The following is a 23,086-nucleotide window of genomic DNA, read 5'->3' as shown; positions in this document are numbered from 1 at the left end:
CGGCAAAATCCGTGGTGAACGTTCTTGACCTGCGCAGACGTGTGTAATCTGCAGGTAAGCGAGTCGCGTGGGGGAGGCCTGCCGACCGTGTGCGTGGGGTTCGACCGGGGGAAGGTGCGGTGCACGTCGGCCAACAACGAGACAGCAGCCGAGTCCCGATCGAGGCCTTCGACCAGGCGCCGGCCGGAGTTCTGGTGACCCGCGGGGAGCACCATCGGCTGCTCTACACGAACGACGCCTTCCAGGCGATGTTCGGGGACCGGCCGGTCGGGGTTCCGCTCCGGGAGGGTCTGCGCGACGTCCTTGAGCAGGACACCCTCGCCGTGCTCGACGAGGTCTGGAAGACGGGGGAGACCGTGCGCCTCGACGAGGTCTCCGTGACCGTGGGCCGGAGCGGCGATCCACCCGAGCGCCTGTTCCGGATGAGCCTTGCCGGGATTCCCCTCCATGACGGCGAGAGCGGACTGCTGGCGGTGGTCCAGGAGGTCACGGCGCAGGTCGCCGCCGCTCGGCGGGTTCCCGTCATGGAGAAGGAGCTGCGCCGCCTTCGGCGCCGTTACCAGAGCATCGTGTGGGCGGGCGTGCACGGGGTGTGGGTGACCGGCCCGCACGGCGAGTCCAGAGAGAGTCACGGCTGGCAGCGGCTCACGGGACAGACGCAGGAGGAGAGTCTCGGCCACGGCTGGATGCGGGCCCTGCACCCTGAGGACCGCGCGCACGCCGAGGAGTGGTGGGACAAGGCCGCCGAACAGGCGGCCTCGCTCACCGAGGTGATCTACCGCGTCCGCACCCGCGACGGCGTCTACCGGCACATCCGGTTTCGGTGCGTGCCGGTGCGCGAGAACGGCGCGGTGGTGGAGTGGGTGGGCACCTCCACCGACGTCGAGCAGGAGTGGCAGGAGGAGCGCCGCCGCCGGCTGCTGGACCTCGCCGCGGCCGCGGCGAGCGACATCACCAACCTGGAGGAGATGTGCCAGGCGCTCGCCGACGTGGTCGTGCCCGAGCTCGCCGACACCTGCGATATCCACCTGCTTCCCGAGCCGAACGGCGGCCTTCCACACGCGCGCACCGTCGTCGCCGAGCGCCTCTGCTGCGCCGTACGTGAGGGATTGCCAAGGCTGCCGATGCTGCAGGAGCACTACTCCGCCGACGCGCTGCGGCAAGCGGTAGGGCAGCGCCGCCCCGCCCACATGTCCTTCCCCCGCGGACATCCTCCGTTCCTCTACCCAGAGGCGGTCAGGACGTGGATCGCCGAGATCGGGGCGCACAACACGGTCATCCTCCCGATCGTCGTCGAAGGCGAAGTCGCGGCCGTGGTCACGGCCTGCATCTGCGGGGACCGGCCGCCGATCAGTCCGGTCGACATCGATCTGATGGGGCAGATCCTCGACCACACGCACGACGCCATCAGCAACGCCCTGCGCTTCCGGCGCACCCAGCGGGTGGCGCTGGCCCTGCAGCACAGCCTGCTGGCCGAGCCGCCCCACGTCCCCGGCCTGGAGCTCGCCGCGCGCTATCAGGCGAGCCCGACCGCCGCCGAGATCGGCGGAGACTGGTACGACGCGTTCGTGGTGCCCTGCGGCGCCGTGAAGCTGGTGATCGGCGACGTGGCCGGGCACGACCTGGCCGCCGCCGTGTGCATGAGCCAGGTGCGCAACATGCTGCGGGCGCTCGCCGTCGACCGTGACGAGTCTCCCGGCGACGTCCTGCGGCGGCTGAACACCGCCATGGAGACCCTGAACGGCGAGAGCATCGCCACCTGCGTCCTGACCCGCCTGGAAAGGGACGGCGAGGGCGTGTGGCGGCTGAAGTACTCGGTGGCCGGGCACCCGCCGCCGTTGCTGGTGACCGGCGAGGGGGAGGGCCGCTTCCTCCAGGACGCGGACAACCCCCTTCTCGGCCTCCACCACGACCAGCCGTGGATCAGCTCTGTGCGGCCGTTGCCGCCGCACAGCACCCTGCTGCTCTACACCGACGGCCTCGTCGAACGGCGGGGAGAGGATCTCGGCGAGGGGCTCGAACGGTTGCGGCGGTGTGCGGAGCCGCTCGCACGGGAACCCCTGGGCCGGTTCTGCGACGAACTGCTCACCCGGATGCCGATGGCGGGGGAGGACGACGTCGCCATGATCGCGGTGCGGGTGCCGCCGGAGGGGCGCTATGAGGGAGTCGCCTCGTAACCGGCCTCGTAACCGGCCTCGTGGCCGGGGACCGCGGCCGGGAGTTTTTTGACGCGGGGACGTGTCAAGACGGCGTCGGCGGCTCCGACCAACCGGTGGAAGGGCCCGAGGGGGCTCGCGAACCACGAGGAGAACGAGATGAAGTTCCTGATCGGCATGCACATCAACCCGGCCGTGCTGGACGCGCTGACCGACGAGGAGAAGGCGGCGATCGGTGACGGCCACGGCGGGTTCATCGAGGCGCTGAAGCGGTCCGGAGAGCTGATCACCACGCTGGCCCTGGTCGACCCGTCGCAGGCCGCGGTGGTGTCCGTGCGCAACGGCCAGCCCGTGGTCACCGACGGCCCCTTCCTGGAGTCCAAGGAGTATCTGGGCGGCTTCTACCTGATCGACTGCGAGAGCAAGGAGCGGGCGATCGAGCTGGCGGCGCAGATCCCGGACACCGCGATCGAGGGTCTCGGCGTCGAGGTGCGGCAGGTCATGTTCGCCGACGGACAATTGGAGGCATGACAGCACCGGTCATCGAGGACCTGCTGCGTGAGCTCACGCCGCAGGTCCTCGGCGCGTTGGTACGGCGGCACGGCCAGTTCGAGGGGTGTGAGGACGCCGTGCAGGAGGCCGTTCTCGCCGCCGCCGTACAGTGGCCGGCCGAGGGTGTGCCGGACAACCCGCGCGGCTGGCTGTCGACCGTCGCGTCCCGGCGGCTCATCGACCAGATGCGCAGCGACCACGCGCGCCGTGAGCGGGAGTCGGCGACGGCCGCCGTCGAGGCGATGCCGCAGGACGTGCCGGACACCGACGACACGCTCGTCCTGCTTTTCCTGTGCTGCCATCCCACGCTGACCGCGGCCTCCCAGGTCGCCCTGACGCTGCGGGCGGTCGGCGGCCTGACCACCGCCGAGATCGCCCGCGCGTTCCTGGTGCCGGAGGCCACGATGGCGGCCAGGATCAGCCGGGCCAAGCAGCGCGTCAAAGCCGCCGGCAGCTCGTTCGGCCTGCCGGACGGCGGGGAGCTCCAGGAGCGGCTCCGGGTCGTCCTGCACGTGCTCTATCTGATCTTCAACGAGGGCTACACCGCCTCCTCGGGCAGCGAGCTGCACCGCGCCGATCTCGCGCACGAGGCGATCCGGCTGACCCGGATGGTGCACGCCCAACTGCCCGACGACGGCGAGGTGACGGGGCTGCTCGCGCTGATGTTGCTGACCCACGCTCGCCGGGAGACCCGTACGACCCCGGCCGGCGACCTGGTGCCGCTGGACGAGCAGGACCGCACGAAGTGGGACCGGGGGCTGATCGACGAGGGCGTCGAGCTGGTCAAGGCGTCGCTGGCCGGCCCGGTGCTGGGGCCTTATCAACTGCAGGCCGCCGTCGCCGCCACGCACGCCGACGCGGCCACGGCCGAGGAGACCGACTGGCCGCAGGTGCACGCCCTCTACCTGATCCTGGAGCGGCTCGCGCCCAACCCGATGGTCACCCTCAACCGGGCGATCGCACTCGCCGAGATCGACGGTCCGCGGGCCGGGCTGGCCCTGCTGTCCACCTTGGACGGTGACGAGCGGATGGCCGGGCATCACCGGTTGCTGTCCGTGCGCGCGCATCTGCTGGAGAAGGCCGGCGACACGGCCGGGGCCTACGAGCACTACCGGCGCGCCGCGAAGTCCACCGCCAGCATCGCCGAGCAGCGTTACCTGGAATCCCGGGCCGGCCGGTTGAGGATGTAGCCGCCGCCTCGGACCCTCAGATCCCCAGCAGGTGCCGGAGGATCAACAGCCCGATTTCCAGCCCCACCTGCAGGCCGATGCCGGCCTCGGCGGAACCCACCAGTGCGAGGGCGACAGGCATCAGGACGGGAAACAGGACGCGGGCCGTCCGGCGCAGGAGCTGCGGCAGCGTGAACGGAACAACAATCGTGATCGTCATGACGGACCTCCTGTCTCGTGCCGGGCGTCCGGCACGGATGAGGACCCGTCACCAGGCGTGACAGCGGGCGGCGACCGCCTCGACGACGCCGGAGCTTCGCGTCGCGCCGGGGGAGGTGACGGGGCGAGATGGTTGTGGACTACTGCCGGAAGTCATCCCGACCACCTCCTCATAGTCGTGCGGCGACACGTCAGAGCCTCTCCAGTAGAACCCCGGCCTCATGCTCGGGTCAAACCCGCCCAGGTCAGGAGGCCGGAAACGAGGAGAGCGCCCTGCGGGCGACCGGTCACGCGATGACCGGCGCGGTGGGGGAGCCGAAACCGCGCAGCAGGGCGTCCACGACCCGGGTCGCGAGGGCCTCGGCGTCCCCGCCCTCGGTTACGCCCTCAGCGGCGGCCTCGTGGATGAGGGCGTAGTAGACGCGGCGGGTCCAGCCGAGATCGGCGTCGGGACGCAGCACGCCCGCCTCGCGGGCCCGGCGGAGCAGCCGCTCGCAGTCGTCGCGGACCTCCGCGTGCACGCGGGCGGCCTCGGGGTGGGCGCGGTCGCCCGTACGGCTCATGGCGAACCACCAGTCCGTCTTCACCCGCAGGACGTTGGCGGTGACCTGGTAGAGCGCGACGAGGGGCGGGGTGCTGTCCGCGTGGGCGGACGCGACGGCCTCGGCGAACTGGCGGGCGGCCCAGCCGGTGAGCTCCTCCAGCAGGGCCTCGCGGGTGGCGAAACGGCGGTGGACGGTCGTGCGGGCGACCCCGGCCGCCTGGGCGACCTGCTCCATGGTCGCCGCCGGATTGGCGGCGAACACGCGCTCGGCCGCCTCAAGGATCGTCCGCACCGTCCGCTCGGAATCGGCCCGGAGCGGACGCTTCCCGAGCTGCGAGGACTGCTGGGCTGTCGGCACCCCTACATGCTACCGGGGGGATTCCGTTGACCCGCTACTTGCAACATGGCTGTAGCGAGTAATAAGTTCTTCGCATCATCGAAGTTGCGAATGGCACGGAGGGATCCGGCATGGACATGGGACTCACGGGACGTACGGCGCTGGTCACGGGCGCCAGCCGTGGCATCGGGCTGGCGACCGTCGCGGCGCTCGCCGCGGAGGGCGTCCGCGTGGTGGCGGCGGCGCGGAACGTCACCGCGGAGCTGAAGGAGACCGGCGCGATCGCCGTGCCGGTGGACCTCTCGACGCCCGAGGGCCCGGCGCACCTGGTCGAGCGCGCGGTCGCCGAGCTGGGGGAGGACCTCGACCTGCTGGTCAACAACGTGGGTGGCGGGGACCCCGGTGCGAACGGCGTCCGGGGATTCCTCGGCTTCGCGGACGACGAGTGGCTCTCGTGGTTCGGGCTCAACTTCTTCGCCGCCGTCCGCACGACCCGCGCCGCGCTGCCCGGCGTCCTGCGCCGCCGCGGCGTGATCGTGAACATCTCCTCGAACGGCGCCCGGACGCCGCACGTGGGTCCGATGCCGTACACCACGGCGAAGGCGGCGCTCAACGCGTTCGGCAAGGCCCTGGCGGAGGAGTTCGGGCCACAGGGGGTGCGGGTGAACACGGTCTCACCCGGCGCGGTCCGCACCGCGATGTGGGAGGCGCCCGGCGGCTACGGCGCCGAGTTGGCGGCGGCGCTGGGAGTGCCGCTCGAGCAGTTGCTGGCCGGGCTGCCGGCCAGGGCGGGCATGACCACGGGACGGCTGATCGAACCGGCGGAGGTGGCGGCCCTCGTGACCTACCTGGCCTCACCGCACGCGGCGAGCGTCAACGGCGCGAACCTGATGATCGACGGAGGAGCGAACAAAACGGTCTGACGCGCCGCGGCGCCGGCGACTCAGAGTGTCGGAAACCCAGGGCGTCGGAAACTCAGGGCGTCGGAGATTCAGCGTGTCGGAGCTTCAGGGCGTCGGGAACGTGGAGAGCGTCACGTAGGTGACGTGGCCGTCCGCCATGACGAGGGCGACCCGCTGGCCGGGGCGCAGGTGCCGCAGCGGCCCGGCGCCGAACGCCTCGCCGTCGAACGGGATCCGGGTGCCGTCGTCGAGGAAGACCCAGCCCGAGCGGGTCGCGGGGTCGAAGCTCTGCACCGTCGCCTGCACGCCGCCAGCCTACCGCCGCGGGCGGATAATCCTTTGACCACTGGATCTTCCGGCTGCCAGCATGGCCCGCCATGACCGAGGCGGCACCGAGGAGCCTGTGGCGCGTCCGCGACTTCCGGCGATACGCCGGTGCGGACGCGATCAGCAAGCTCGGCAGCGAGGTCTCCCTGATTGCCCTGCCGCTCACGGCGGCGCTCACCCTCCACGCGAGCCCCTTCCAGGTGGGGCTGCTCACCGCCGCCGAGATGGTGGCGTTCCTGCTGGTCGGCCTGCCCGCCGGAGCCTGGGTGGACCGCATGCGGCGCCGTCCCGTGCTGGTCGCCGCCGACGCGGTCCGCATGCTGGCGCTGCTGTCGATCCCGGCCGCGGCCGTGCCCGGCGTGCTCGGCCTGCCCCAGATGTACGCCGTGGCCCTGGTGAACGGGCTGTGCACGGTCTTCTTCGACGTCGCCCACCAGAGCTACCTTCCGTCCATCGTCGGCCGGGAGGACCTCGCCCGCGGGCACGGCACGCTCGCGGCGAACCAGTCGCTCGCCCAGCTCGCCGGCCCGGGGATCGGCGGCTGGCTGGTGCAGGCGCTCACCGCCCCGGTCGCGGTGGTCGCCGACGCCCTCAGCTACGCGGGGTCCGCGCTGCTGCTCCTCGGCGTACGCGCGGACGAGAAGCCCGGCGGAAGGGACGTCCGGGGCGGGGGCCGGCTGTGGCCGGAGATCGCCGAAGGGCTCTCGTTCGTCGCCGGGCAGCCGGTCCTGCGCCGGGTCGCCGCCGTGGGGGCGCTGATGATGCTGTCGTTCGGCCTGTGGTCGGCCACGGTGCCGCTCTACCTCGTCCGCGAGGTCGGCACCAGCCCCGGCACGTACGGGACGCTGCTGTCGGCCGGCGCGGTGGGCGGGGTGGCCGGCGCCTGGCTCGCCCCGCGGATCGCGGCCCGCCTGGGAACGGGCCGGGCCATCCGCCGGGTCCCCTAGGCCTCCTCGGCCGCCTTGCCCTCCGTGCTCTCCTCATCGGGGTCCGGCTCGCCGATGTAGGAGGCGAGGCCGCGAAGGATGATCTCCACGCCGAGGTCGAAACGGTAGTCGTTCGACTCGTCCATCATGATGTCGGCGAGTTTCACCAGGTTCGGGAACCGGTCGGGCGGCAGCGAGGCGAAGTAGCCGTTGACCTCGTCGCGCAGCTTGTGCCACGAGCCGTGGGCCTCGCGGTAGCGCTGCTGCCAGAGGCTCTCCTCCAGCGCGAACCCGTTGATGTACGTGGACAGCATGTCGCCGGACATGGCCAGGACCTCCCGCGGCAGTCCGGCGGCGGCGAAGACGGCCAGCAGCCGCTCGACGTAGGGGAGCAGCTCGGGTGTGAACGGAACGTGAATCATCGTGATCTTCGCCATGTCGCGATGGCTCAGCAGCCGCTCACGCGCCTGACGGGCGAAGTCCATGACCTGCTCCTGCCAGCGCTCGGGGTCGGGGTCCGGAACCTCGTAGCCCTCGAACGTGCGGTTGTACATGAGCTGCAGCAGCTCGTCCTTGTCGCGTACGTGCACGTAAAGCGCCGACACGGCGACGCCGAGTTCGGCGGCCACCTGCCGCATGCTCAGCCGGTCGTACCCCTCGCGGTCGAGGACCGTGTAGGCGGCGTCGACGATCCGCTCGCGGGTGAGCGGCACCCTGGTCGGCGTACGTCGCCTGGGCGGACGCTCCCACGGCGGTGTGGGCATGTCCGGCTGTGTCATGAAGGACCTCCCGCTGTTCCGCCCATGTTAGTGAACACCGCTCCGTGTTCAGGAACACCGCTCTACTAACGAGATATATCTTGTACGTCCGGCAAACGAGATATATCGTGTTGAACGTCGAACTTTGCACTGAACACCGATCGGTGATAGAACAGCGCTCACTTCAATATGAACACTGTTCAGTCATCAGAAGGAGGGGTGATGTCCGAATCCATCACGGCGGCGGTGCCGTCGGCGCCGGCGACCGAGGCGCCGTACCGCTGGCGCTGGGCCGCTCTCTTTGTGATCCTCGCCGGGGAGGTCATGGACCTTCTCGACGCGATGGTCACCAACATCGCGGCACCCGAGATGCGCGCCGACCTCGGCGGCTCCGAGGCCGTCATCCAATGGCTGGGCGCCGCCTACACGCTCTCGATGGCCGTGGGCCTGATCACCGGCGGCCGGCTCGGGGACATCTTCGGCCGCAGGCGCATGTTCCTGATCGGCGCCGCCGGGTTCACCGTGGGTTCCCTGCTGTGTGCCGTCGCCCAGTCGCCCGAGATGCTGATAGGCGCCCGGGTGATCCAGGGCCTGTTCGGCTCGGTCATGTTGCCCCAGGGCCTCGGCATGATCAAGGAGATGTTCCCGCCCGCGGAGATGGGCAGGGCGTTCGGCATGTTCGGACCGGTCATGGGTCTGTCGGCCGTCGGCGGTCCGATCCTCGCGGGCTGGCTCGTGACGGCCGACTTCTGGGGCACGAGCTGGCGGATGATCTTCTTCATCAACCTGCCGCTCGGCGTGGCCGCGCTCGTCGCCGGGCTGCGCTTCCTGCCCGAGTCGAGGTCGCCGCGGCCGCCGCGACTCGACCTGGCCGGGGTCGCGCTCGCGTCCGTGGGCGCCTTCCTGGTGATCTATCCGCTGGTGCAGGGCCGCGAGCACGACTGGCCCGCGTGGGCGTTCGTCATGCTCGCCGCCTCGGTCGTCGTCTTCGCCGTCTTCGGCTGGTTCCAGGCCCGCCGCAGCCGCGCGGGCGGCGACCCGCTGATCGTGCCGAGCCTGTTCCGCAAGCGCGCGTTCACCGGCGGCCTGTTCACCGGCATGGTGTTCTTCTCCGGCATGGCCGGGTTCATGCTGGCCTTCAACCTCTACTGCCAGATGGGCCTCGGCTACTCGGCGCTCAAGGCGGGGCTCGCGATGGTTCCCTGGTCGGGCGGCATGATCCTCGGATTCGGGCTCGCGCAGGGGCTGCAGAAGTTCGGGCGCAAGCTGCTCCAGGGCGGCACCCTGGTCATGACGCTGGGCGTGCTCGGCGTCCTGCTCACGCTGAACCTCGCCGGCATGCACGTCAGCCCCTGGCAGCTCACCCCGGCGCTGGTCGTCAGCGGAGTCGGCATGGGCCTGCTGATGTCGCCCTTCTTCGACATCGTGCTCGCCGGCGTGGAGGAGCACGAGACGGGCTCGGCGTCCGGCACGCTGACGGCGGTGCAGCAGCTGGGCAACGCGTTCGGCGTGGCCCTGCTCGGCACGGTCTTCTTCGACCTGCTCGGCGACGTGCCCACCGCCGGGAGCTTCGACCATGCCATGAAGATCACGCTGTGGGTGGTCGCCGGAATGCTCCTGCTCACCTTCGCGGTGGCCTTCCTCCTGCCCAAGCAGGCCCGCGAGAACGCGGAAGCGGCCCACTGACGCGACCGCACTGGTGACCACGCCGGAGCGGGGGCTCGGCGTGGTCGCCTTCCGCGTGTCCGGCCGCCTTCGCCCACGTCCGCCCGCCCCGATCGGCGGGGCGGTCGCGACCGCCCGCTACGGCCGGGGGGTCGTGCCTCCGAGGATCAGGGCGGCGACCTCGGCGGTCGCGGGGCCGACGCCCAGGACCAGAGCCTCGCGCAGGTCCTCCACGGTGTCCACGTCCCTGCGCACGGACGCGATCCCCGGCGGGGTCAGTTCCTTGGCCCCCCGGGACAGGTGCCTGACCCGCGACTCGCCGCCGAACCCCGGCCGGAAGGGCACGCCCGGCCGCACACCGTAGAAGGTCGTTCCCACCTCGGTGGCGTCGGGGACGAACGCCTGGTCGAACTCCGGCGCCGCCGCGAGCACCGTCTCCAGCTCCGCCGGCCGCAGGGCGGGCAGGTCGGCCTGCAGGGCGCCGACGGCGTCGCCGGGCGCGAGCCGTACGGCCTCCTGCGCCCCAGTCCGCAGAGCGGTGTTCAGCCCCCGGTCGGGATCGGCCACCACGTGGGCCCCGAGCGCGGCCAGCCGCCGCGCGGGCAGCGGGTCGGCCGTCACGACCACCACGCGGGCCACCAGCGGGCACCGCAGCGCCGCCGCCACGGTGTCGGAGGCCACCGCGACCGCCAGATCGGCCCGGTGCGGTCCGGCCGCCGCCGCGAGTCGCGTCTTGGCCCGGATCAGGGTCTTCACCGGGACCACTATTGACCATCGCACGAGGTGCATGCCTGTAGCATCCCGCCTCGACATCGCCCTTGGCCAACCGGGAGACTTGTGCCGGATCCCGGTGATTTGGAGACCCTGTGAGCCACCCCAGCGGACCATCGTCCGACCCGACCGCCTCCCCGGGCGCGCACCCGGCGACACCCGCGGCGCCCGCCCCCGCCACGGTGAACCGGCGTGCCGGCCGTCCGCCGCGCTTCTGGGAGGGGCTCGCGGTCGTCGTCGTCAAGCCGATCTCACGGCTGTTCGTGAAGCGGAGGTGGCGCGGTGGGAAGCACATCCCCCGCAGCGGCGGGCTGATCATCGCGGCCAACCACCTGTCGTGGTCCGACCCCGTGCTGCTCGCGCACTACCTGTACAACAACGGGCGCTGGCCGACGATCCTGGCCAAGGCGGGGATCTTCCGGATCCCCCTGCTGGGCCACGCCGTCACCCAGCTCCAGGCGATTCCCGTCGAGCGCAACAGCACCGACGCCACCAAGTCGCTCAAGACCGCGGAGGAGCGGCTGCGGAAGGGCGCCTGCATCCTGTTCTATCCCGAGGGCACGATCAGCCGCGATCCCGAGCTGTGGCCGATGGCCGGCAAGACCGGCGTCGCCCGGCTGGCCCTCGCGACCGGCGTGCCGGTCATCCCCATCGCCCACTGGGGCGCCCAGGAGCTGCTGCCGTACGGGGCGAAGAAGCCCCGGCTGCTGCCCCGCAAGACCTTCCACGTGCTGGCCGGGCCGCCGGTCGACCTGTCCAAGTACGCCGGGCAGCCCATGCGCGGCTCGGTCCTGCGCAACGCGACCGCGGACATCACGGCCGCCGTCACCGGACTGCTCGCCGAGATTCGGGACGAAAAAGCGCCGGAGACCCCTTATGACCCCAAGAACGCGGGCAACGGCTGAGCGGAGCGTACGGTTAGGGAGGAGTGCGCGGAGCAAGAGGAGTGGTGCGGCCAGTGAGCAGGGCGGCTGTTTTCGGAACGGGCTCGTGGGGCACCACGTTCGCGATGATCCTCGCCGAGGCCGGCACGTCCACGACTCTGTGGGGCAGGCGGGCGGAGGTCGTCGACGCGATCAACGAGACCCGGGAGAACCCCGAGTATCTGCCGGGGACACGGCTGCCCGACACGATCCGCGCCACGACGGACCCCGCCGAGGCCATGGACGGCGCCGACTTCGTGGTCCTCGCGGTGCCGTCGCAGACGCTGCGCGCCAACCTCCAGGTGTGGAAGCCCCACATCCCGCCGGAGGCCGTGCTGGTCAGCCTGATGAAGGGCGTCGAGCTCGGCACCTGCAGGCGGATGAGCGAGGTCGTCTGTGAGGTGGCCGAGGTGCCGGAGCGCCGGGTGGCCGTGATCTCCGGGCCCAACCTGGTCCCCGAGCTGGCCCAGCGGCAGCCCGCCGCGGCCGTCATCGCCTGCTCCGACGAGGAGGTGGCGGCCCGGCTCCAGGAGGCGTGTCACCTGCCGTGGTTCCGGACCTACACGAATCCGGACGTGGTGGGCGTCGAGCTCGGCGGCGCGGTCAAGAACGTCATCGCGCTGGCCGTCGGCGTCGCGGCCGGTATGGGCCTGGGCGACAACGTGCGGGCGACGCTCATGACGCGGGGACTGGCCGAGATCGCCCGGCTGGGCGCGGTGCTCGGGGCGGACCAGCACACCTTCGCCGGCCTCGCCGGAATGGGCGACCTCGTCGCCACCTGCACCTCGCCGCTGTCGCGCAACCGCACCTTCGGCGAGAACCTGGGCCGCGGCATGACGATGGCCGAGGTCGTCGCCGCCACGAAGCAGACGGCCGAGGGGGTGAAGTCGTGCGAGTCGGTGCTCGAACTGGCCAGGAAGCACGACGTGGAGATGCCCATTACCGAGGTGGTCGTCGGCGTCGTCCACGACGGCATGACCCCCGGTGAGGCCGCTGTTCTACTGATGTCGCGCACCCCCAAACCGGAGCGCTACGGCGTCTGATCTGCGATTCGGACCTCCACGACGCGCGCGGCTGACAAGCCGTTTTGCACCTCGAACACGGTAGATTCGGGCATCATGAATGAGGATCGCGAGTCCCCGTCACGCGTACGCGTGGCAGTCGTCTTCGGCGGACGCAATTCTGAGCACGCCGTCTCCCTGATGGGCGCCGGCAGTGTGCTGGAGGCCGTCGACCGGACGAAGTACGAGGTCATCCCCATCGGCATCGCCCAGGACGGGCGGTGGGTGCTGGCGTCGGGCGACCAGTCCTACGCGATCGAGTCGGGCCGTCTGCCTGTCGTGGACGACTCCGGCGTGGCGCTCGCGCTTCCGGGCGACTCCGGCGCCCTCGTGGCCCTCGAATCCGGTGACATCCCGCGTGCGCTCGGCCGGGTGGACGTCGTGTTCCCCATGCTGCACGGGCCGTTCGGCGAGGACGGGACGATCCAGGGCCTGCTGGAGATGGCCGGTGTCCGCTACGTCGGCTCCGGTGTGCTGGCCAGCGCCGTCGGCATGGACAAGGCGTACATGAAGCTCGTGCTGCGCGCCGCCGGGCTGCCGGTCGGCCCGTTCGTGGTCGTACGCGACCGTGACTGGCGGCTCGACCGCGACCGCGTGCTCAAGGAGATCGAGGAACTGGGCTGGCCGGTGTTCGTCAAGCCGTCCAGGGCCGGGTCGTCGCAGGGCATCTCCAAGGCGCACGACCCCGAGTCGTTGGAGGCGGCGATTGAGGTCGCCCGCGAGCACGACCCGAAGGTGCTGGTCGAGGCCGCCATCGTCGGCAGGGAGATCGAGTGCGCGGTGCTGGAGTCGCTCGGCGACGCCGCGCCCGAGGCGAGCGTCCCCGGCGAGGTGCTCGTGCGGGGCGAGCGAGAGTTCTTCGACTTTGAGGCCAAGTACTACCCCGACCAGATGGCGCTCCAGGCGCCGGCCGACATTCCGGCTGAGGTGGCGGAGACGCTGCGGTCCATGGCCGTGCGCGCGTTCGAGGCGCTCGGCTGCGAGGGCCTGTCGCGGGTCGACTTCTTCTACACGCCCTCGGGCGAGCTGATCGTCAATGAGATCAACACCATGCCGGGCTTCACATCGCTGTCGGTCGCGCCGCAGCTGTGGGCGGCGACCGGCCTGCCGTACGCCGGCCTGGTCGACCATCTGATCCAGCTCGCGCTGCGCCGGCGTGCGGGCCTGCGGTAGCTACTCCGGGATGCTCGATTTGATCGGCTCGGCCAGGTCGACCAGCACGGCCCCGGCCTGGTGCTCCTGCCCGATCGTCACCTCGACGTACGCGACGCGGTTGGTGGACGTGAACAGCGTCGGGCGGCGTGGGTCCTGGAACCAGCCGACGCCGTTGATGTCGGCGACCTCCGCCGTCGCCTCCATCGCGGCCGGCCGGGGCACGCCGCAGCGCAGGGCGATCTGGCCGTCACCCCAGACGGCGACGTACGGCGAGGGAGGCTCGGAGCCGGCCCGGCCGAGTCCGTCGAGCGTCTTCGGCAGCGCCGCGTCGAGCTTGAGGCAGGCCGCCGCCGCCTCGCCGGTGGGGGTGGGCGGCTCCACGTGGACGGTGGACGAGCAGCCGGTGAGCAGGGCGAGCGCCGCCAGCGCCGTGACTGCCGGCGCGGCGCGCATGGGTCCCTTCGCCTCTCGCATCGTCTTTCCGGCTCGTGTTCCGCTCAGATGTGGACGATCGGGCACGTGAGTGTGCGGGTGATGCCGTTCACCGCCTGGATCTGGGCCACCACGAGCTTGCCGAGCTCGTCCACGTTGCCGGCCTGCGCGCGGACGATCACGTCGTAGGGGCCGGTGACATCCTCGGCCTGTGTCACCCCGGGGATGGAGGAGATCTCCTCGGCAACGTTGGCGGCCCTGCCGACCTCGGTCTGGATAAGGATGTAGGCCTGCACCATGACGTCCTCCGGGTAGAGATCAGTGCCGGAGCGTAACCGTACCTCGAATGCCCTGGGGGTGTGCTATCACAGTTGGAGATCTCGGTGAATTCGGAGTAATTCAGCGGATATCGGGACGTCTTCCGCGTACTGCGGCCGTACTGCTGGGCCCCGGCGACGACGCCGCGATCCTGAAGGCCCCCGACGGGCGGGTTGTCGTGAGCACGGACCTGCTGATCGAGGGGCGGCATTTCCGCCGCGACTGGTCGAGTGGCTACGACATCGGCCGTAAGGCCGCGGCGCAGAATCTTTCCGACATCGTTGCCATGGGGGCCGATCCCACCGCCCTCGTGGTCGGCCTGGGGCTGCCCGCCGACGTCGGCGCCGACTGGGTGGACGCCCTGACCGACGGCTTCCGCGACGAGTGCGACCTGGTGGGGGCGACCGTGGCGGGGGGCGACATCGCCCGTTCGGAGACCGTCGTGCTCGGTGTGACCGCGCTGGGCGATCTGGGCGGCCGGTCCCCGGTGACCCGGTCGGGCGCGCGTCCGGGCGACGTGGTGGCGGTGGCGGGCCGCCTCGGCTACGCGGCGGCCGGCCTGGCCCTGCTCGGGGCGGGCGTGACCGGCGGTTCCCCGGATCTCGTGACCCTGCTGGAGGCGCACCGCCGTCCCCGGCCGCCGTACCCCTGCGGCCCGCGGGCCGCGCTGCTCGGCGCGACGGCGATGCTCGACGTCAGCGACGGCCTGCTGCAGGACCTCGGTCACGTCGCCGACGCGAGCGGCGTGGCCGTCGAACTGGACGCCGCCGCTCTGCGTGTGCCGCAGGCGCTGTCCGTGGCGGCGCGCGACCTCGGCGCGGATCCCCTGGAGTGGGTGCTGACCGGCGGGGACGATCACGCCCTGGCCGCGACGTTCCCTCCTGAGGTGGGACTGCCGCCCGAGTGGACGCGCATAGGGGTGGTCGCGGAGGGGCGCGGAGTGCGGGTCGACGGGCAGACCTGGGCCCGAGGGGGCTGGGATCACTTCCGGGCATGATGTGAATTTTGTGACATAGGCGTATTAGATCTGTTATTAAGTATGGCGGTCGGGCAACAGGAAGGACCGTCATGGGCCGTCACACGACAGGACGCAGGGCACGAGAGGGACAGCCCTCCCCGGCTCCGGACGACCCCACGCAGAGGGGCGGGAGCCCGGAGCACCTGGCCTTCCGCCCTCCGGCGACGCCGGACGACTCCCCGCAGCCCCTTCCCGGGCCCGGCCACCCCGGGCCGCAGCCGGGCGGCGGGGCCGCGCCCTGGCCGGCGCCGCCTTCGCAGATGACCGCTGGTGGTGTGGCGACTGGTAGTGGTCTGCCGACCGGTGGTGGTCCGCCGACCGCCGGCGCCGTGCTGTGGCCCGTGCCGCCGTCGGAGGCGACGACCCGGATGTTCGCCGCACTTTCGCCCGAGAGGTTGGAATCCGAGAGGCTGGAGTCCGAGAGCATCAAGCCCGGGAGTCTGGGGCCCGAGAGCCCGGCATCGCCGGAGCGGCGGGCGCCGGCCGAGCGTCTGGTGGGGTCCGGGGGCGCCGGAAACCGGGGCCTTCCCGGGCAGGATCGGGACGACCGCGCGAAGCAGCCGAGACGGATGCGGCGGCTGGCGCTCGTGTCGGGACTGTCGGTGCTGCTGGCCGTGGGCGTCACGGCCGGCGGCGCCCGGCTGGTCGCCGGGCGGACCTTTCTGTCCATGGAGCAGCCGACGACGGCCTGCCCGGTCTCGGAGAACTGCGCCGACGCGGACGGGCCGTACGCAGCGTCCGGCTCAGGCCAGGCCCTCGGCGAGACACCCGCCCCGGGCGATCCCACCGGCGACCCGACCGGAGACGCGGCCCGGAACGGCCAGGACGACCCCGGCTCAACCAATGTCGATCAGGGTGAAACGGGCCGGAACGACACAGGGAAGAACAGCGACACGGGGAAGAACGAGGCGGCGCAGGGCGGACCGGCGGCTCCCCAGGCCACGCCGGCCTCGAAGGGCCGGGACGGCGACCACGCGTCCGCCCGTACGCGCGCCCCGTCCACCACCGCCCGGTCCACCGCCGACCGGTCCACCACCGACCCGGGCGCGTCGGCCCACGCGGTTCCGCGGGTGGGCGATGCTCCCGCCGCCGTCACGGCGGCCCCGGAAGGCACAGACGACACGGACGACACGGACGACACGGGCACCGCGTCCGACGGCGGCGCGGCTCCCGGTGAGACCACGCTGGACGACACTGCCAACACCCGAGGCGGCGAGGACGGCCGCGACAGCGAGCACGCAGCCGGTACGAACCACACGACCGGCGCCGACCACACGAACCGTACGAACACGGCGCGGGCGGGATCCACACTCGCAGGCGGCGATCCGGCGGTGCGGGTGCGGTTCACGGTGTCGGCCCGTGACGAGAGCGGATACACAGCCCGGATCGCCGTACGCAACGAGGGCCAGGCCCTGCGCGCATGGACCATCCGGCTGGCCACCGGCGGGCAGGTGACCGCGGTGGAGGGGGCGGACTGGCGGCAGCAGGGCGACACCCTGACCCTGAGCTCGCGGGCCGCGCTGGCCGAGGGCGGCACGCTGACGCTGATCGTCCACGCCGACGGCGCGTCGGCCGCACCGGCCGGCTGCGTGCTTTCCGAGGGGCGATGCGAGGTGACCAACTCCGGCTCCTCCGGGCGGGGCGACTGACAGCGCCCCCGGGTCCTGACAACGACCCCAGCGGGTCCGGGACACCGCCCCCACCGGGTCCGCGCGGCCGGGGAAGGGGTGTTCTCCGGGGAGCGGCGGGCGTTTTGGTTGGATGGGCGCATGACCACCCCACCACGTGTCCTGACCATCGCGGGCTCGGACTCCGGCGGCGGCGCCGGCATCCAGGCCGACCTGAAGACCATGCTGGCCCTCGGCGTGCACGGCATGAGCGTCATCGCGGCCGTGACGGCGCAGAACTCACTGGGCGTGCAGGGCTACTGGGAACTGCCCCCGGAGGCGGTGCGGGCACAGCTCGACTCGGTCCTCGGCGACATCGGAGCTCAGGCGATCAAGACGGGGATGCTGGCGTCGTCCGTGCTGGTGGAGACCGTCGCGGAGGTGCTCGCGGGCGTGACCGTGCCCGTCGTGGTCGACCCGGTCGGCGTGTCCAAGCACGGCGACAGCCTGCTCGCGCCGCAGGCCGTGGAGACCGTCAAGAGCGTGCTGCTGCCGGCCGCGACCGTGGTCACCCCCAACCTGTGGGAGGTCGAGCAGCTCACGGGCGTCAAGGTCGAGGACGAGGACGACCTGCCCCGCGCCGCCGAGGCCGTGCTGGCCCTCGGTCCGAAATGGGCGCTGATCAAGGGCGGCCACCTCCCCGGCGAGCCGGTCGACCTGCTCACCGACGGGGCGAGCGCGCACCGCTTCACCGCCGAGCGGCACGACAACCGGCACACCCACGGCACCGGCTGCACGCTCGCCTCGGCGATCGCGTCGTACCTCGCTCTCGGCGAGGACGTGCCCGGCGCCGTACGGCGGGCCAAGGAGTACGTCACGGGCGCGATCGCGCACGGCTTCCCCCTGGGCGCGGGCATCGGCCCGGTGGACCACGGCTGGCGGATGCGGGCGGACGCCTGAGTGGTCAGCGGAAGTCGGCCGCGTGGTCGGCGGCCCATTCGCTGAATGTTCGCGGGGGCCTTCCGACGATCTCTTCCACCGTCGAGGTGATCAGGTCGGAGCGGGGTCGCCGCGTGCTCGCCAGCAGTGCCTCGACCAGGGCGGGCGGCCTTCCGTCCGCGAGCATCCGCTCCCGAGCCGCCTCCACGGGGACCTTCTCGAAGCGCAGCGGACGGCCGATCGCCTCGCCGATCAAGCGGACCTGTTCGGCCCTGCTCACCACCTGTGGTCCGGTCAGCACGTGCGTGGTGCCCACGTGCCCGTCGCCGGTCAGCACGCGTGCCGCCGCGGCCGCGACGTCTGCCTGGTGCACCACCGCTGTGGGGGCGATGTCGGGGCCGCGTACGACACCGTCCTGCCGGATCTGCCCGGCCCACCCCAGCGCGTTGGAGGCGATCGTGTCGGCACGCAGGATGGTCCATTCCAGGCCCGACGCCTCGATGAGGCTCTCCATGTCGGAGTGGAGCTGGTTGATCGGATCGGTCTGCCGCCCGGCGTCCTCGTGCACGCCTGACGACGACAGGTAGACGAGGCGGCGGGCGGAGCCCGCGATCGTGGCGAGGACGGCCGGCGCGCCCTCGGACGTGAGGAAGGGCCAGACAAGGAACACCGTCGTGATCCCGTTCAGCGCCCTTTTCAGGGTTTCGGGCTCGGACAGGTCTCCTGTCGCGATCTCCACGCCTTCCGGCAGGCGGGTCGTCCGGGCATCGCGGACGAACGCGCGCACCGGGACACCGGCGGATATGAGCTGAGCGGTGACTTCCCGGCCGACGTTGCCGGTCGCGCCCGTCACGAGAATCTGGGCCATGACCGTGATCAACCGCACCGTGCCAGGAATATTCCGGTACGCATCCTCGCCGTCGCCGGTCACGGGAGCACGAGAGCCCGCCACCGATCCGGTGGCGGGCTCTCGCGAAAGTCAGACGGTCAGCGCGAGACCTTGCCCGCCTTGATGCAGGAGGTGCAGACGTTCATCCGCTTCGGCGTCCCGTTGACCACCGCGCGCACGGTCTGGATGTTGGGGTTCCAGCGGCGGCGGGTGCGGCGGTGCGAGTGGGAGATGTTGTTGCCGAAAATCGGCTTCTTGGCGCAGACGTCGCAGACGGAAGCCACGGTAATCGCTCCTTTGAATCAGTCGATCGGCCCGGCGCCGGATGAAGCGGCTCGTCCGAGCAATGCCGGGACAACCGGCTGGCCACACGAGGATATCCGATGTTCGCCGGTGCACGCCAAACGGGACTCCGGCGGACGGGGATAGTCTCGTACCCGCCAACGGTAGCGCATCGAGGGGCTGGAGCGCGCGGAAGGAAGGTCGGCCGATGCTCAAGGTGCTCGATCCCCCCGCGGTGCGCCGCTGGTCACGCCACTGCGCGGCGGCCCTCGGCCGGGCCAGGGCGGAGATCGACGCGCTCAACGTGTTCCCCGTGCCCGACGGGGACACCGGAACGAACCTGCACCTCACGATCCTGTCGGCCGCCGAGGCGGTGGACGCGCTGCCCGGCGACGCGGACGCGGGCGCCACGTGGGAGGCCCTGACGCGCGGGGCCCTGCTCGGCGCGCGGGGTAACTCCGGGGTGATCGTCAGCCAGGCCGTCAGGGGCCTGGGCGAGGTGCTCGGGCGCGCGCGGGGAGGCGGCGCCGACCTGCGCGACGGCCTGACGAGGGCGGCCCAGATGGCCAGGGCGGCGGTGGCCCGGCCGGTGGAGGGCACGGTGCTGAGCGTGCTGTCGGCCGCGGCGCACGCGGTGCGCGACGCGCCCGACGACCTGACCGAGGTGGCCTGCCGGGCGGCGGACGAGGCGCGGCGGGCCCTGCGCCGCACGACGGATCAGCTCGGCGTGCTGTCCCGCAACGGCGTGGTGGACGCGGGGGCGGCCGGGCTGGTGATCGTGCTGGAGAGCCTGGCCGAGGTGGTGACCGAGGCGTACAGCGAGCGGCACGAGGTGCCCGCCCCGGCCCGGCGGATCGCGCCGGAGGAGCTCGGGCGGCGGGACGCGGGCGGCCCGGGTTACGAGGTCATGTACCTGCTGGACGCGGGCGCGCACGAGGTGGACCGGCTGAGAGGCGAGCTCGACGCGCTGGGGGACAGCCTGGTGATCGTCGGCGGGGAGGGTCTGTGGAACGTCCACGTCCACGTGGACGACGCGGGCGCGGCGATCGAGGCCGGGCTGCGGGCCGGGCGCCCGCATCGGATCAGGGTGACCTACCTCGGGGGACGGCCGCACGAGCCGGGCCCGGCGAGGGGCGTCGTCGCGGTCGCCGCGGGAGACGGCCTGGCGGCGCTGTTCCGGGAGGCGGGAGCGGTGGTCGTGCGGCGTGAGCCGGGCTCGGCGCCGGCGGCGGCGGCCCTCCTGCGGGCCGTACGCGAGGCCGGGACCGAGGTCGCGGTGCTGCCCAACGACGCGGCCGTGCACGACGTCGCCGTGGCCGCCGCGGAGATCGCCAGGGAGGAGGGTGTGACGGTCAGCGTCCTGCCCACCCGGGCGTCGGTGCAGGGCCTGGCCGCGCTGGCTGTGCACGACCCGCTGCGCCGCTTCGACGACGACATCGTGGCCATGACCGACGCCGCGGGGCACACCCGCCACGGGCACGTGTGGGTGGCCGATCGGGAGGCGATGACCAGCGCCGGGATCTGCCGCCCCGGTGACGTGCTCGGGGTGGTGGACGGCGAGGTCGCGCTGATCGGCGCGGACCTGGCCGCGACCGCGGTGGAGGTCGTCCGGCGCCTGGTCTCCGGCGGCAGCGAGATGGTCACGATCGTCACCGGAGCCGGCGCGCCCGAGGCGCTCCTGCGGGCGGTACGCGATCACCTGGAGCGCGTCCGCCCGGACCTGGAGATCGTCGTGTACGAGGGCGGGCAGGGCGGCTATCCCCTTCTGATCGGCGTCGAGTAGCCGGATTGTCGGCCTGTACGGGTAGGAATTGGTGTCGTGACGAGCTTCGACGAGCCGCTCAAGAAGGCGGTCGGCAGGTCGGCCGCCCCGCTGGAGAGCGCGCTGGGCATCAGTACGGTCGGTGAACTGCTGCGCCACTATCCGCGGCGGTACGCGCAGCGGGGGGAGCTGACGCCCATCGCGTCCCTGGAGCACGACGAGCACGTCACCGTGGTCGCCAAGGTGTCGTCCGCGGTGCGCAGGCCGATGAAGAACCGGCAGGGCACCTGGCTCGACATCGAGGTGACCGACGGCAAGGAGAAGCTGCACCTGGCCTTCTTCGGCAAGGGCGCCTACGTCGCCGAGCAGCGGCTCACCCCGGGCACCGAGGCGATGTTCTCCGGCAAGGTCGGCGTGTTCGTCGGCGGGAGGACCAGGCGCGTCTCGCTCACCCATCCCGAGTACGAGTCGTTCGACGAGACCGAGGAGACGGCCGAGGAGTTCGCCTCCGCGCTGGTGCCGATCTACCCCTCCGCCCAGGGGCTGCCGAGCTGGAAGATCCGGCGGGCCGTGCGCACGGTGCTCGACGTGCTCAGCCTGGACGATCCGGTGCCCGCCGAGATACGGGAGCGGCTGGGGCTGCTGCCGATCGAGGAGGCGCTGCGGCGCGTCCACCGGCCCCGAAGCCAGGCGGACGTCGCCCGGTCGCACGACCGGCTGAAGTTCGACGAGGCGTTCGTCCTGCAGGCCGTCCTGGTGCGGCGGCGCATGGCCGCGTCCGCCTGGCTCGCCAGGGCCCGCCCGGGGTGCGACGACGGGCTGCTGCGCGAGTTCGACAAGCGGCTGCCGTTCCAGCTCACCGAGGGGCAGCGGCAGGTCGGCGAGGAGATCGCCGCCGACCTGGCCCGGGAGCACCCCATGCACCGGCTCCTGCAGGGAGAGGTCGGCGCGGGCAAGACCGTGGTCGCGCTGCGCGCGATGCTCCAGGTGGTGGACTCCGGCGGGCAGGCCGTGCTGCTCGCCCCCACCGAGGTCCTCGCCCAGCAGCACCATCGGTCGATCGTGAACATGCTGGGGGATCTGGCGACCGGCGGGATGTTCGGCGGCACCGCGGTCGCGCTGCTCACCGGCTCGATGGGGGCCGCGGCGCGGCGCGCCGCGCTGCTCGACGCGGCCGGCGGCGCGGCCGGCATCGTGATCGGCACCCACGCCGTGCTCCAGGAGCACGTCCAGTTCGCCGACCTCGGGCTGGTCGTGGTGGACGAGCAGCACAGGTTCGGCGTCGAGCAGCGCGACGCCCTCCGCGAGAAGGGCGGCGGCGGGCGCCCCCACGTGCTGGTCATGACGGCGACGCCGATCCCGCGCACGGTGGCCATGACCGTGTTCGGCGACCTGGAGGTCTCCACGCTGTCCCAGCTCCCCTCGGGCCGGGCCCCGATCACCACGCACGTGGTGCCCGCCGCGGACAAGCCCCACTTCCTCGACCGCGCCTGGCAGCGGGTCCGTGAGGAGGTCGGCCTGGGCCGCCAGGCGTACGTGGTGTGCCCGCGCATCGGCGATCAGGAGGGCGACGAGGGCGACCTGGCGAAGGACGACGACGAGCGCAGGCCGCCCCTGGCGGTGCTCGACGTCGCGCGCATGCTCGGGGAGGGGCCGCTGGCCGGCCTGCGGATTCAGGTGCTGCACGGCAAGCTCGCGCCGGAGGACAAGGACGCGGCGATGCGGGCCTTCGCCCGGGGCGAGATCGACGTTCTGGTCGCGACCACGGTCATCGAGGTCGGCGTCGACGTCCCCAACTCGTCGGTGATGGTCATCATGGACGCCGACCGCTTCGGCGTCTCCCAGCTCCACCAGTTGCGCGGGCGGGTGGGCCGGGGCGGCCTGCCCGGGCTGTGCCTGCTCGTGAGCGAGGCTCCCGAGGGCGCCCAGGCGCGCCGCAGGCTCGACGCGGTGGCCACGACGCTCGACGGGTTCGAGCTGTCCCGCGTGGACCTGGAGCAGCGCCGGGAGGGCGACGTGCTCGGCGCCGCCCAGTCGGGGCGCAGGTCCTCGCTCAAGCTGCTGCAGCTTCTGCGCGACGAGGACGTGATCGAAAGCGCCCGGGCCGAGGCCACCGCCCTGCTGTCCGCCGACTCCGAGTTGTCGGCCCACCCGGCCCTGCGTGCCGAGATCGACACCATGGTCGCCGGTGAACGCGCCGAGTTCCTCGAGAAGGCGTGACCGCCGGTGCCGCCGGTGTGCGGGCGGGAAATTGAAACGGGCGCCGTGTGAACACGACGCCCGTTGACGACCCAGGGCCCAGCCTTGGGACGGCCTCCCCCCGAATGCCGCCCCTGGCTGGGCCCACCCTCGGGTCAGGTGCCGAGGGCGCCGA

At 72.1% G+C, this 23,086-nt stretch carries 23 protein-coding genes; 14 read left to right on the top strand and 9 right to left on the bottom strand.

What is annotated here, in order from left to right; all coding sequences use genetic code 11:
- Positions 1-89: 89 nt before the first annotated feature.
- The 3 genes from FLX07_RS18255 to FLX07_RS18245 all read left to right on the top strand — a co-directional run bounded on the left by FLX07_RS18255 (position 90) and on the right by FLX07_RS18245 (position 3,898).
- Positions 90-2,177: a SpoIIE family protein phosphatase gene (locus FLX07_RS18255; RefSeq protein WP_167748296.1), complete on the top strand. Its 2,088-nt coding sequence runs from the start codon at positions 90-92 to the stop codon at positions 2,175-2,177.
- Between the two features lie 138 nt (positions 2,178-2,315).
- Positions 2,316-2,687, top strand: a complete 372-nt coding sequence (locus FLX07_RS18250; protein WP_142572013.1) for a YciI family protein — start codon at positions 2,316-2,318, stop codon at positions 2,685-2,687.
- On the top strand, positions 2,684-3,898 hold the full coding sequence (locus FLX07_RS18245; RefSeq protein WP_142572012.1) for an RNA polymerase sigma factor: 1,215 nt from the start codon (positions 2,684-2,686) through the stop codon (positions 3,896-3,898). Before FLX07_RS18250 ends, FLX07_RS18245 begins: the two co-directional genes overlap by 4 nt.
- Before the next feature lie 16 nt (positions 3,899-3,914).
- Here FLX07_RS18245 and FLX07_RS18240 read toward each other — a convergent pair whose 3' ends face one another.
- Both FLX07_RS18240 and FLX07_RS18235 read right to left on the bottom strand, forming a co-directional pair.
- Entirely contained in the window at positions 3,915-4,097 is a 183-nt protein-coding gene (locus FLX07_RS18240; protein WP_142572011.1) for a hypothetical protein, read from the bottom strand.
- A 286-nt stretch (positions 4,098-4,383) separates the two neighbouring features.
- A complete protein-coding gene (locus FLX07_RS18235) occupies positions 4,384-4,998 on the bottom strand; it encodes a TetR/AcrR family transcriptional regulator (protein WP_142572010.1) in 615 nt (204 codons plus the stop codon).
- A gap of 110 nt (positions 4,999-5,108) precedes the next feature.
- On the opposite strand from FLX07_RS18235, the gene FLX07_RS18230 reads away from it, so the two are divergent.
- Complete coding sequence (locus FLX07_RS18230) at positions 5,109-5,900, top strand: SDR family NAD(P)-dependent oxidoreductase (protein ID WP_142572009.1); 792 nt, start codon at positions 5,109-5,111, stop codon at positions 5,898-5,900.
- Between the two features lie 84 nt (positions 5,901-5,984).
- On the opposite strand, the gene FLX07_RS18225 is transcribed toward FLX07_RS18230, so the two are convergent.
- On the bottom strand, positions 5,985-6,185 hold the full coding sequence (locus FLX07_RS18225; RefSeq protein WP_142572008.1) for a hypothetical protein: 201 nt from the start codon (positions 6,183-6,185) through the stop codon (positions 5,985-5,987).
- A 71-nt stretch (positions 6,186-6,256) separates the two neighbouring features.
- On the opposite strand from FLX07_RS18225, the gene FLX07_RS18220 reads away from it, so the two are divergent.
- The gene (locus tag FLX07_RS18220) at positions 6,257-7,153 is read left to right on the top strand and encodes an MFS transporter (RefSeq protein ID WP_142572007.1); all 897 of its coding nucleotides are present in this window, start codon (positions 6,257-6,259) and stop codon (positions 7,151-7,153) included.
- Here the strand turns inward: FLX07_RS18220 and FLX07_RS18215 are convergent.
- A complete protein-coding gene (locus FLX07_RS18215; RefSeq protein WP_142572006.1) occupies positions 7,150-7,911 on the bottom strand; it encodes a TetR/AcrR family transcriptional regulator in 762 nt (253 codons plus the stop codon). The two genes, FLX07_RS18220 and FLX07_RS18215, sit on opposite strands and share 4 nt — an antisense overlap.
- A 201-nt stretch (positions 7,912-8,112) precedes the next feature.
- On the opposite strand from FLX07_RS18215, the gene FLX07_RS18210 reads away from it, so the two are divergent.
- Positions 8,113-9,576, top strand: coding sequence for an MFS transporter (locus tag FLX07_RS18210; protein ID WP_142572005.1), 1,464 nt, complete (start codon positions 8,113-8,115; stop codon positions 9,574-9,576).
- A 117-nt stretch (positions 9,577-9,693) separates the two neighbouring features.
- Here the strand turns inward: FLX07_RS18210 and cofC are convergent, their stop codons facing one another.
- Positions 9,694-10,344 carry a 2-phospho-L-lactate guanylyltransferase gene (gene cofC / locus FLX07_RS18205; RefSeq protein ID WP_142572004.1) on the bottom strand — a complete coding sequence of 217 codons (651 nt, stop codon included), beginning with the start codon at positions 10,342-10,344 and terminating at the stop codon, positions 9,694-9,696.
- 77 nt (positions 10,345-10,421) lie between these two features.
- Between cofC and FLX07_RS18200 the strand changes: the two genes are divergently transcribed.
- The 3 genes from FLX07_RS18200 (at position 10,422) to FLX07_RS18190 (ending at position 13,483) form a co-directional block, all read left to right on the top strand.
- Positions 10,422-11,231, top strand: coding sequence for a lysophospholipid acyltransferase family protein (locus FLX07_RS18200; protein ID WP_229689824.1), 810 nt, complete (start codon positions 10,422-10,424; stop codon positions 11,229-11,231).
- Between the two features lie 53 nt (positions 11,232-11,284).
- Positions 11,285-12,292, top strand: a complete 1,008-nt coding sequence (locus FLX07_RS18195; protein WP_142572003.1) for an NAD(P)H-dependent glycerol-3-phosphate dehydrogenase — start codon at positions 11,285-11,287, stop codon at positions 12,290-12,292.
- 75 nt (positions 12,293-12,367) lie between these two features.
- A complete protein-coding gene (locus FLX07_RS18190) occupies positions 12,368-13,483 on the top strand; it encodes a D-alanine--D-alanine ligase family protein (RefSeq protein ID WP_142572002.1) in 1,116 nt (371 codons plus the stop codon).
- Here the strand turns inward: FLX07_RS18190 and FLX07_RS18185 are convergent, their stop codons facing one another.
- Positions 13,484-13,918 carry a DUF3515 domain-containing protein gene (locus FLX07_RS18185; RefSeq protein WP_142572001.1) on the bottom strand — a complete coding sequence of 145 codons (435 nt, stop codon included), beginning with the start codon at positions 13,916-13,918 and terminating at the stop codon, positions 13,484-13,486.
- A gap of 44 nt (positions 13,919-13,962) precedes the next feature.
- A complete protein-coding gene (locus FLX07_RS18180) occupies positions 13,963-14,196 on the bottom strand; it encodes an Lrp/AsnC family transcriptional regulator (RefSeq protein ID WP_142572000.1) in 234 nt (77 codons plus the stop codon).
- A gap of 47 nt (positions 14,197-14,243) precedes the next feature.
- On the opposite strand from FLX07_RS18180, the gene FLX07_RS18175 reads away from it, so the two are divergent.
- The 3 genes from FLX07_RS18175 (at position 14,244) to thiD (ending at position 17,800) form a co-directional block, all read left to right on the top strand.
- The gene (locus tag FLX07_RS18175; RefSeq protein ID WP_142571999.1) at positions 14,244-15,212 is read left to right on the top strand and encodes a thiamine-phosphate kinase; all 969 of its coding nucleotides are present in this window, start codon (positions 14,244-14,246) and stop codon (positions 15,210-15,212) included.
- A 71-nt stretch (positions 15,213-15,283) separates the two neighbouring features.
- Complete coding sequence (locus FLX07_RS18170; RefSeq protein ID WP_142571998.1) at positions 15,284-16,882, top strand: hypothetical protein; 1,599 nt, start codon at positions 15,284-15,286, stop codon at positions 16,880-16,882.
- Between the two features lie 120 nt (positions 16,883-17,002).
- Complete coding sequence (thiD, locus tag FLX07_RS18165) at positions 17,003-17,800, top strand: bifunctional hydroxymethylpyrimidine kinase/phosphomethylpyrimidine kinase (protein ID WP_142571997.1); 798 nt, start codon at positions 17,003-17,005, stop codon at positions 17,798-17,800.
- A 4-nt stretch (positions 17,801-17,804) separates the two neighbouring features.
- On the opposite strand, the gene FLX07_RS18160 is transcribed toward thiD, so the two are convergent.
- Both FLX07_RS18160 and rpmB read right to left on the bottom strand, forming a co-directional pair.
- Positions 17,805-18,665: an NAD(P)H-binding protein gene (locus tag FLX07_RS18160; protein ID WP_229689825.1), complete on the bottom strand. Its 861-nt coding sequence runs from the start codon at positions 18,663-18,665 to the stop codon at positions 17,805-17,807.
- 101 nt (positions 18,666-18,766) lie between these two features.
- The gene (rpmB, locus tag FLX07_RS18155; RefSeq protein WP_079312702.1) at positions 18,767-18,952 is read right to left on the bottom strand and encodes a 50S ribosomal protein L28; all 186 of its coding nucleotides are present in this window, start codon (positions 18,950-18,952) and stop codon (positions 18,767-18,769) included.
- Positions 18,953-19,158: 206 nt separating this feature from the next.
- Between rpmB and FLX07_RS18150 the strand changes: the two genes are divergently transcribed.
- Together FLX07_RS18150 and recG are read left to right on the top strand one after the other, a co-directional pair.
- Complete coding sequence (locus tag FLX07_RS18150; RefSeq protein ID WP_142571996.1) at positions 19,159-20,733, top strand: DAK2 domain-containing protein; 1,575 nt, start codon at positions 19,159-19,161, stop codon at positions 20,731-20,733.
- A 36-nt stretch (positions 20,734-20,769) separates the two neighbouring features.
- Positions 20,770-22,932 (top strand): ATP-dependent DNA helicase RecG, encoded by a 2,163-nt coding sequence (gene recG / locus FLX07_RS18145; RefSeq protein WP_142571995.1) that lies wholly within the window; start codon positions 20,770-20,772, stop codon positions 22,930-22,932.
- Positions 22,933-23,086 lie beyond the last annotated feature (154 nt).

Origin of the sequence: Microbispora bryophytorum, from assembly GCF_006874465.1 — a bacterium.
Lineage (GTDB): Bacteria > Actinomycetota > Actinomycetes > Streptosporangiales > Streptosporangiaceae > Microbispora > Microbispora bryophytorum.
This window is presented reverse-complemented; position numbering and strand designations above follow the sequence as displayed.

What these genes read in the sequence shown, in the direction of transcription:
- FLX07_RS18170 (WP_142571998.1), top strand. Translation starts at nt 15,284, where the DNA reads ATGGGCCGTCACACGACAGGACGCAGGGCACGAGAGGGACAGCCCTCC.
- cofC (WP_142572004.1), bottom strand. Translation starts at nt 10,344, where the DNA reads ATGCACCTCGTGCGATGGTCAATAGTGGTCCCGGTGAAGACCCTGATC.
- FLX07_RS18185 (WP_142572001.1), bottom strand. Translation starts at nt 13,918, where the DNA reads ATGCGCGCCGCGCCGGCAGTCACGGCGCTGGCGGCGCTCGCCCTGCTC.
- FLX07_RS18180 (WP_142572000.1), bottom strand. Translation starts at nt 14,196, where the DNA reads ATGGTGCAGGCCTACATCCTTATCCAGACCGAGGTCGGCAGGGCCGCC.
- FLX07_RS18215 (WP_142572006.1), bottom strand. Translation starts at nt 7,911, where the DNA reads ATGACACAGCCGGACATGCCCACACCGCCGTGGGAGCGTCCGCCCAGG.
- FLX07_RS18175 (WP_142571999.1), top strand. Translation starts at nt 14,244, where the DNA reads ATGCCCTGGGGGTGTGCTATCACAGTTGGAGATCTCGGTGAATTCGGA.
- FLX07_RS18190 (WP_142572002.1), top strand. Translation starts at nt 12,368, where the DNA reads ATGAATGAGGATCGCGAGTCCCCGTCACGCGTACGCGTGGCAGTCGTC.
- FLX07_RS18250 (WP_142572013.1), top strand. Translation starts at nt 2,316, where the DNA reads ATGAAGTTCCTGATCGGCATGCACATCAACCCGGCCGTGCTGGACGCG.
- thiD (WP_142571997.1), top strand. Translation starts at nt 17,003, where the DNA reads ATGACCACCCCACCACGTGTCCTGACCATCGCGGGCTCGGACTCCGGC.
- FLX07_RS18150 (WP_142571996.1), top strand. Translation starts at nt 19,159, where the DNA reads ATGCTCAAGGTGCTCGATCCCCCCGCGGTGCGCCGCTGGTCACGCCAC.
- FLX07_RS18220 (WP_142572007.1), top strand. Translation starts at nt 6,257, where the DNA reads ATGACCGAGGCGGCACCGAGGAGCCTGTGGCGCGTCCGCGACTTCCGG.
- FLX07_RS18240 (WP_142572011.1), bottom strand. Translation starts at nt 4,097, where the DNA reads ATGACGATCACGATTGTTGTTCCGTTCACGCTGCCGCAGCTCCTGCGC.
- FLX07_RS18230 (WP_142572009.1), top strand. Translation starts at nt 5,109, where the DNA reads ATGGACATGGGACTCACGGGACGTACGGCGCTGGTCACGGGCGCCAGC.
- FLX07_RS18210 (WP_142572005.1), top strand. Translation starts at nt 8,113, where the DNA reads ATGTCCGAATCCATCACGGCGGCGGTGCCGTCGGCGCCGGCGACCGAG.
- FLX07_RS18245 (WP_142572012.1), top strand. Translation starts at nt 2,684, where the DNA reads ATGACAGCACCGGTCATCGAGGACCTGCTGCGTGAGCTCACGCCGCAG.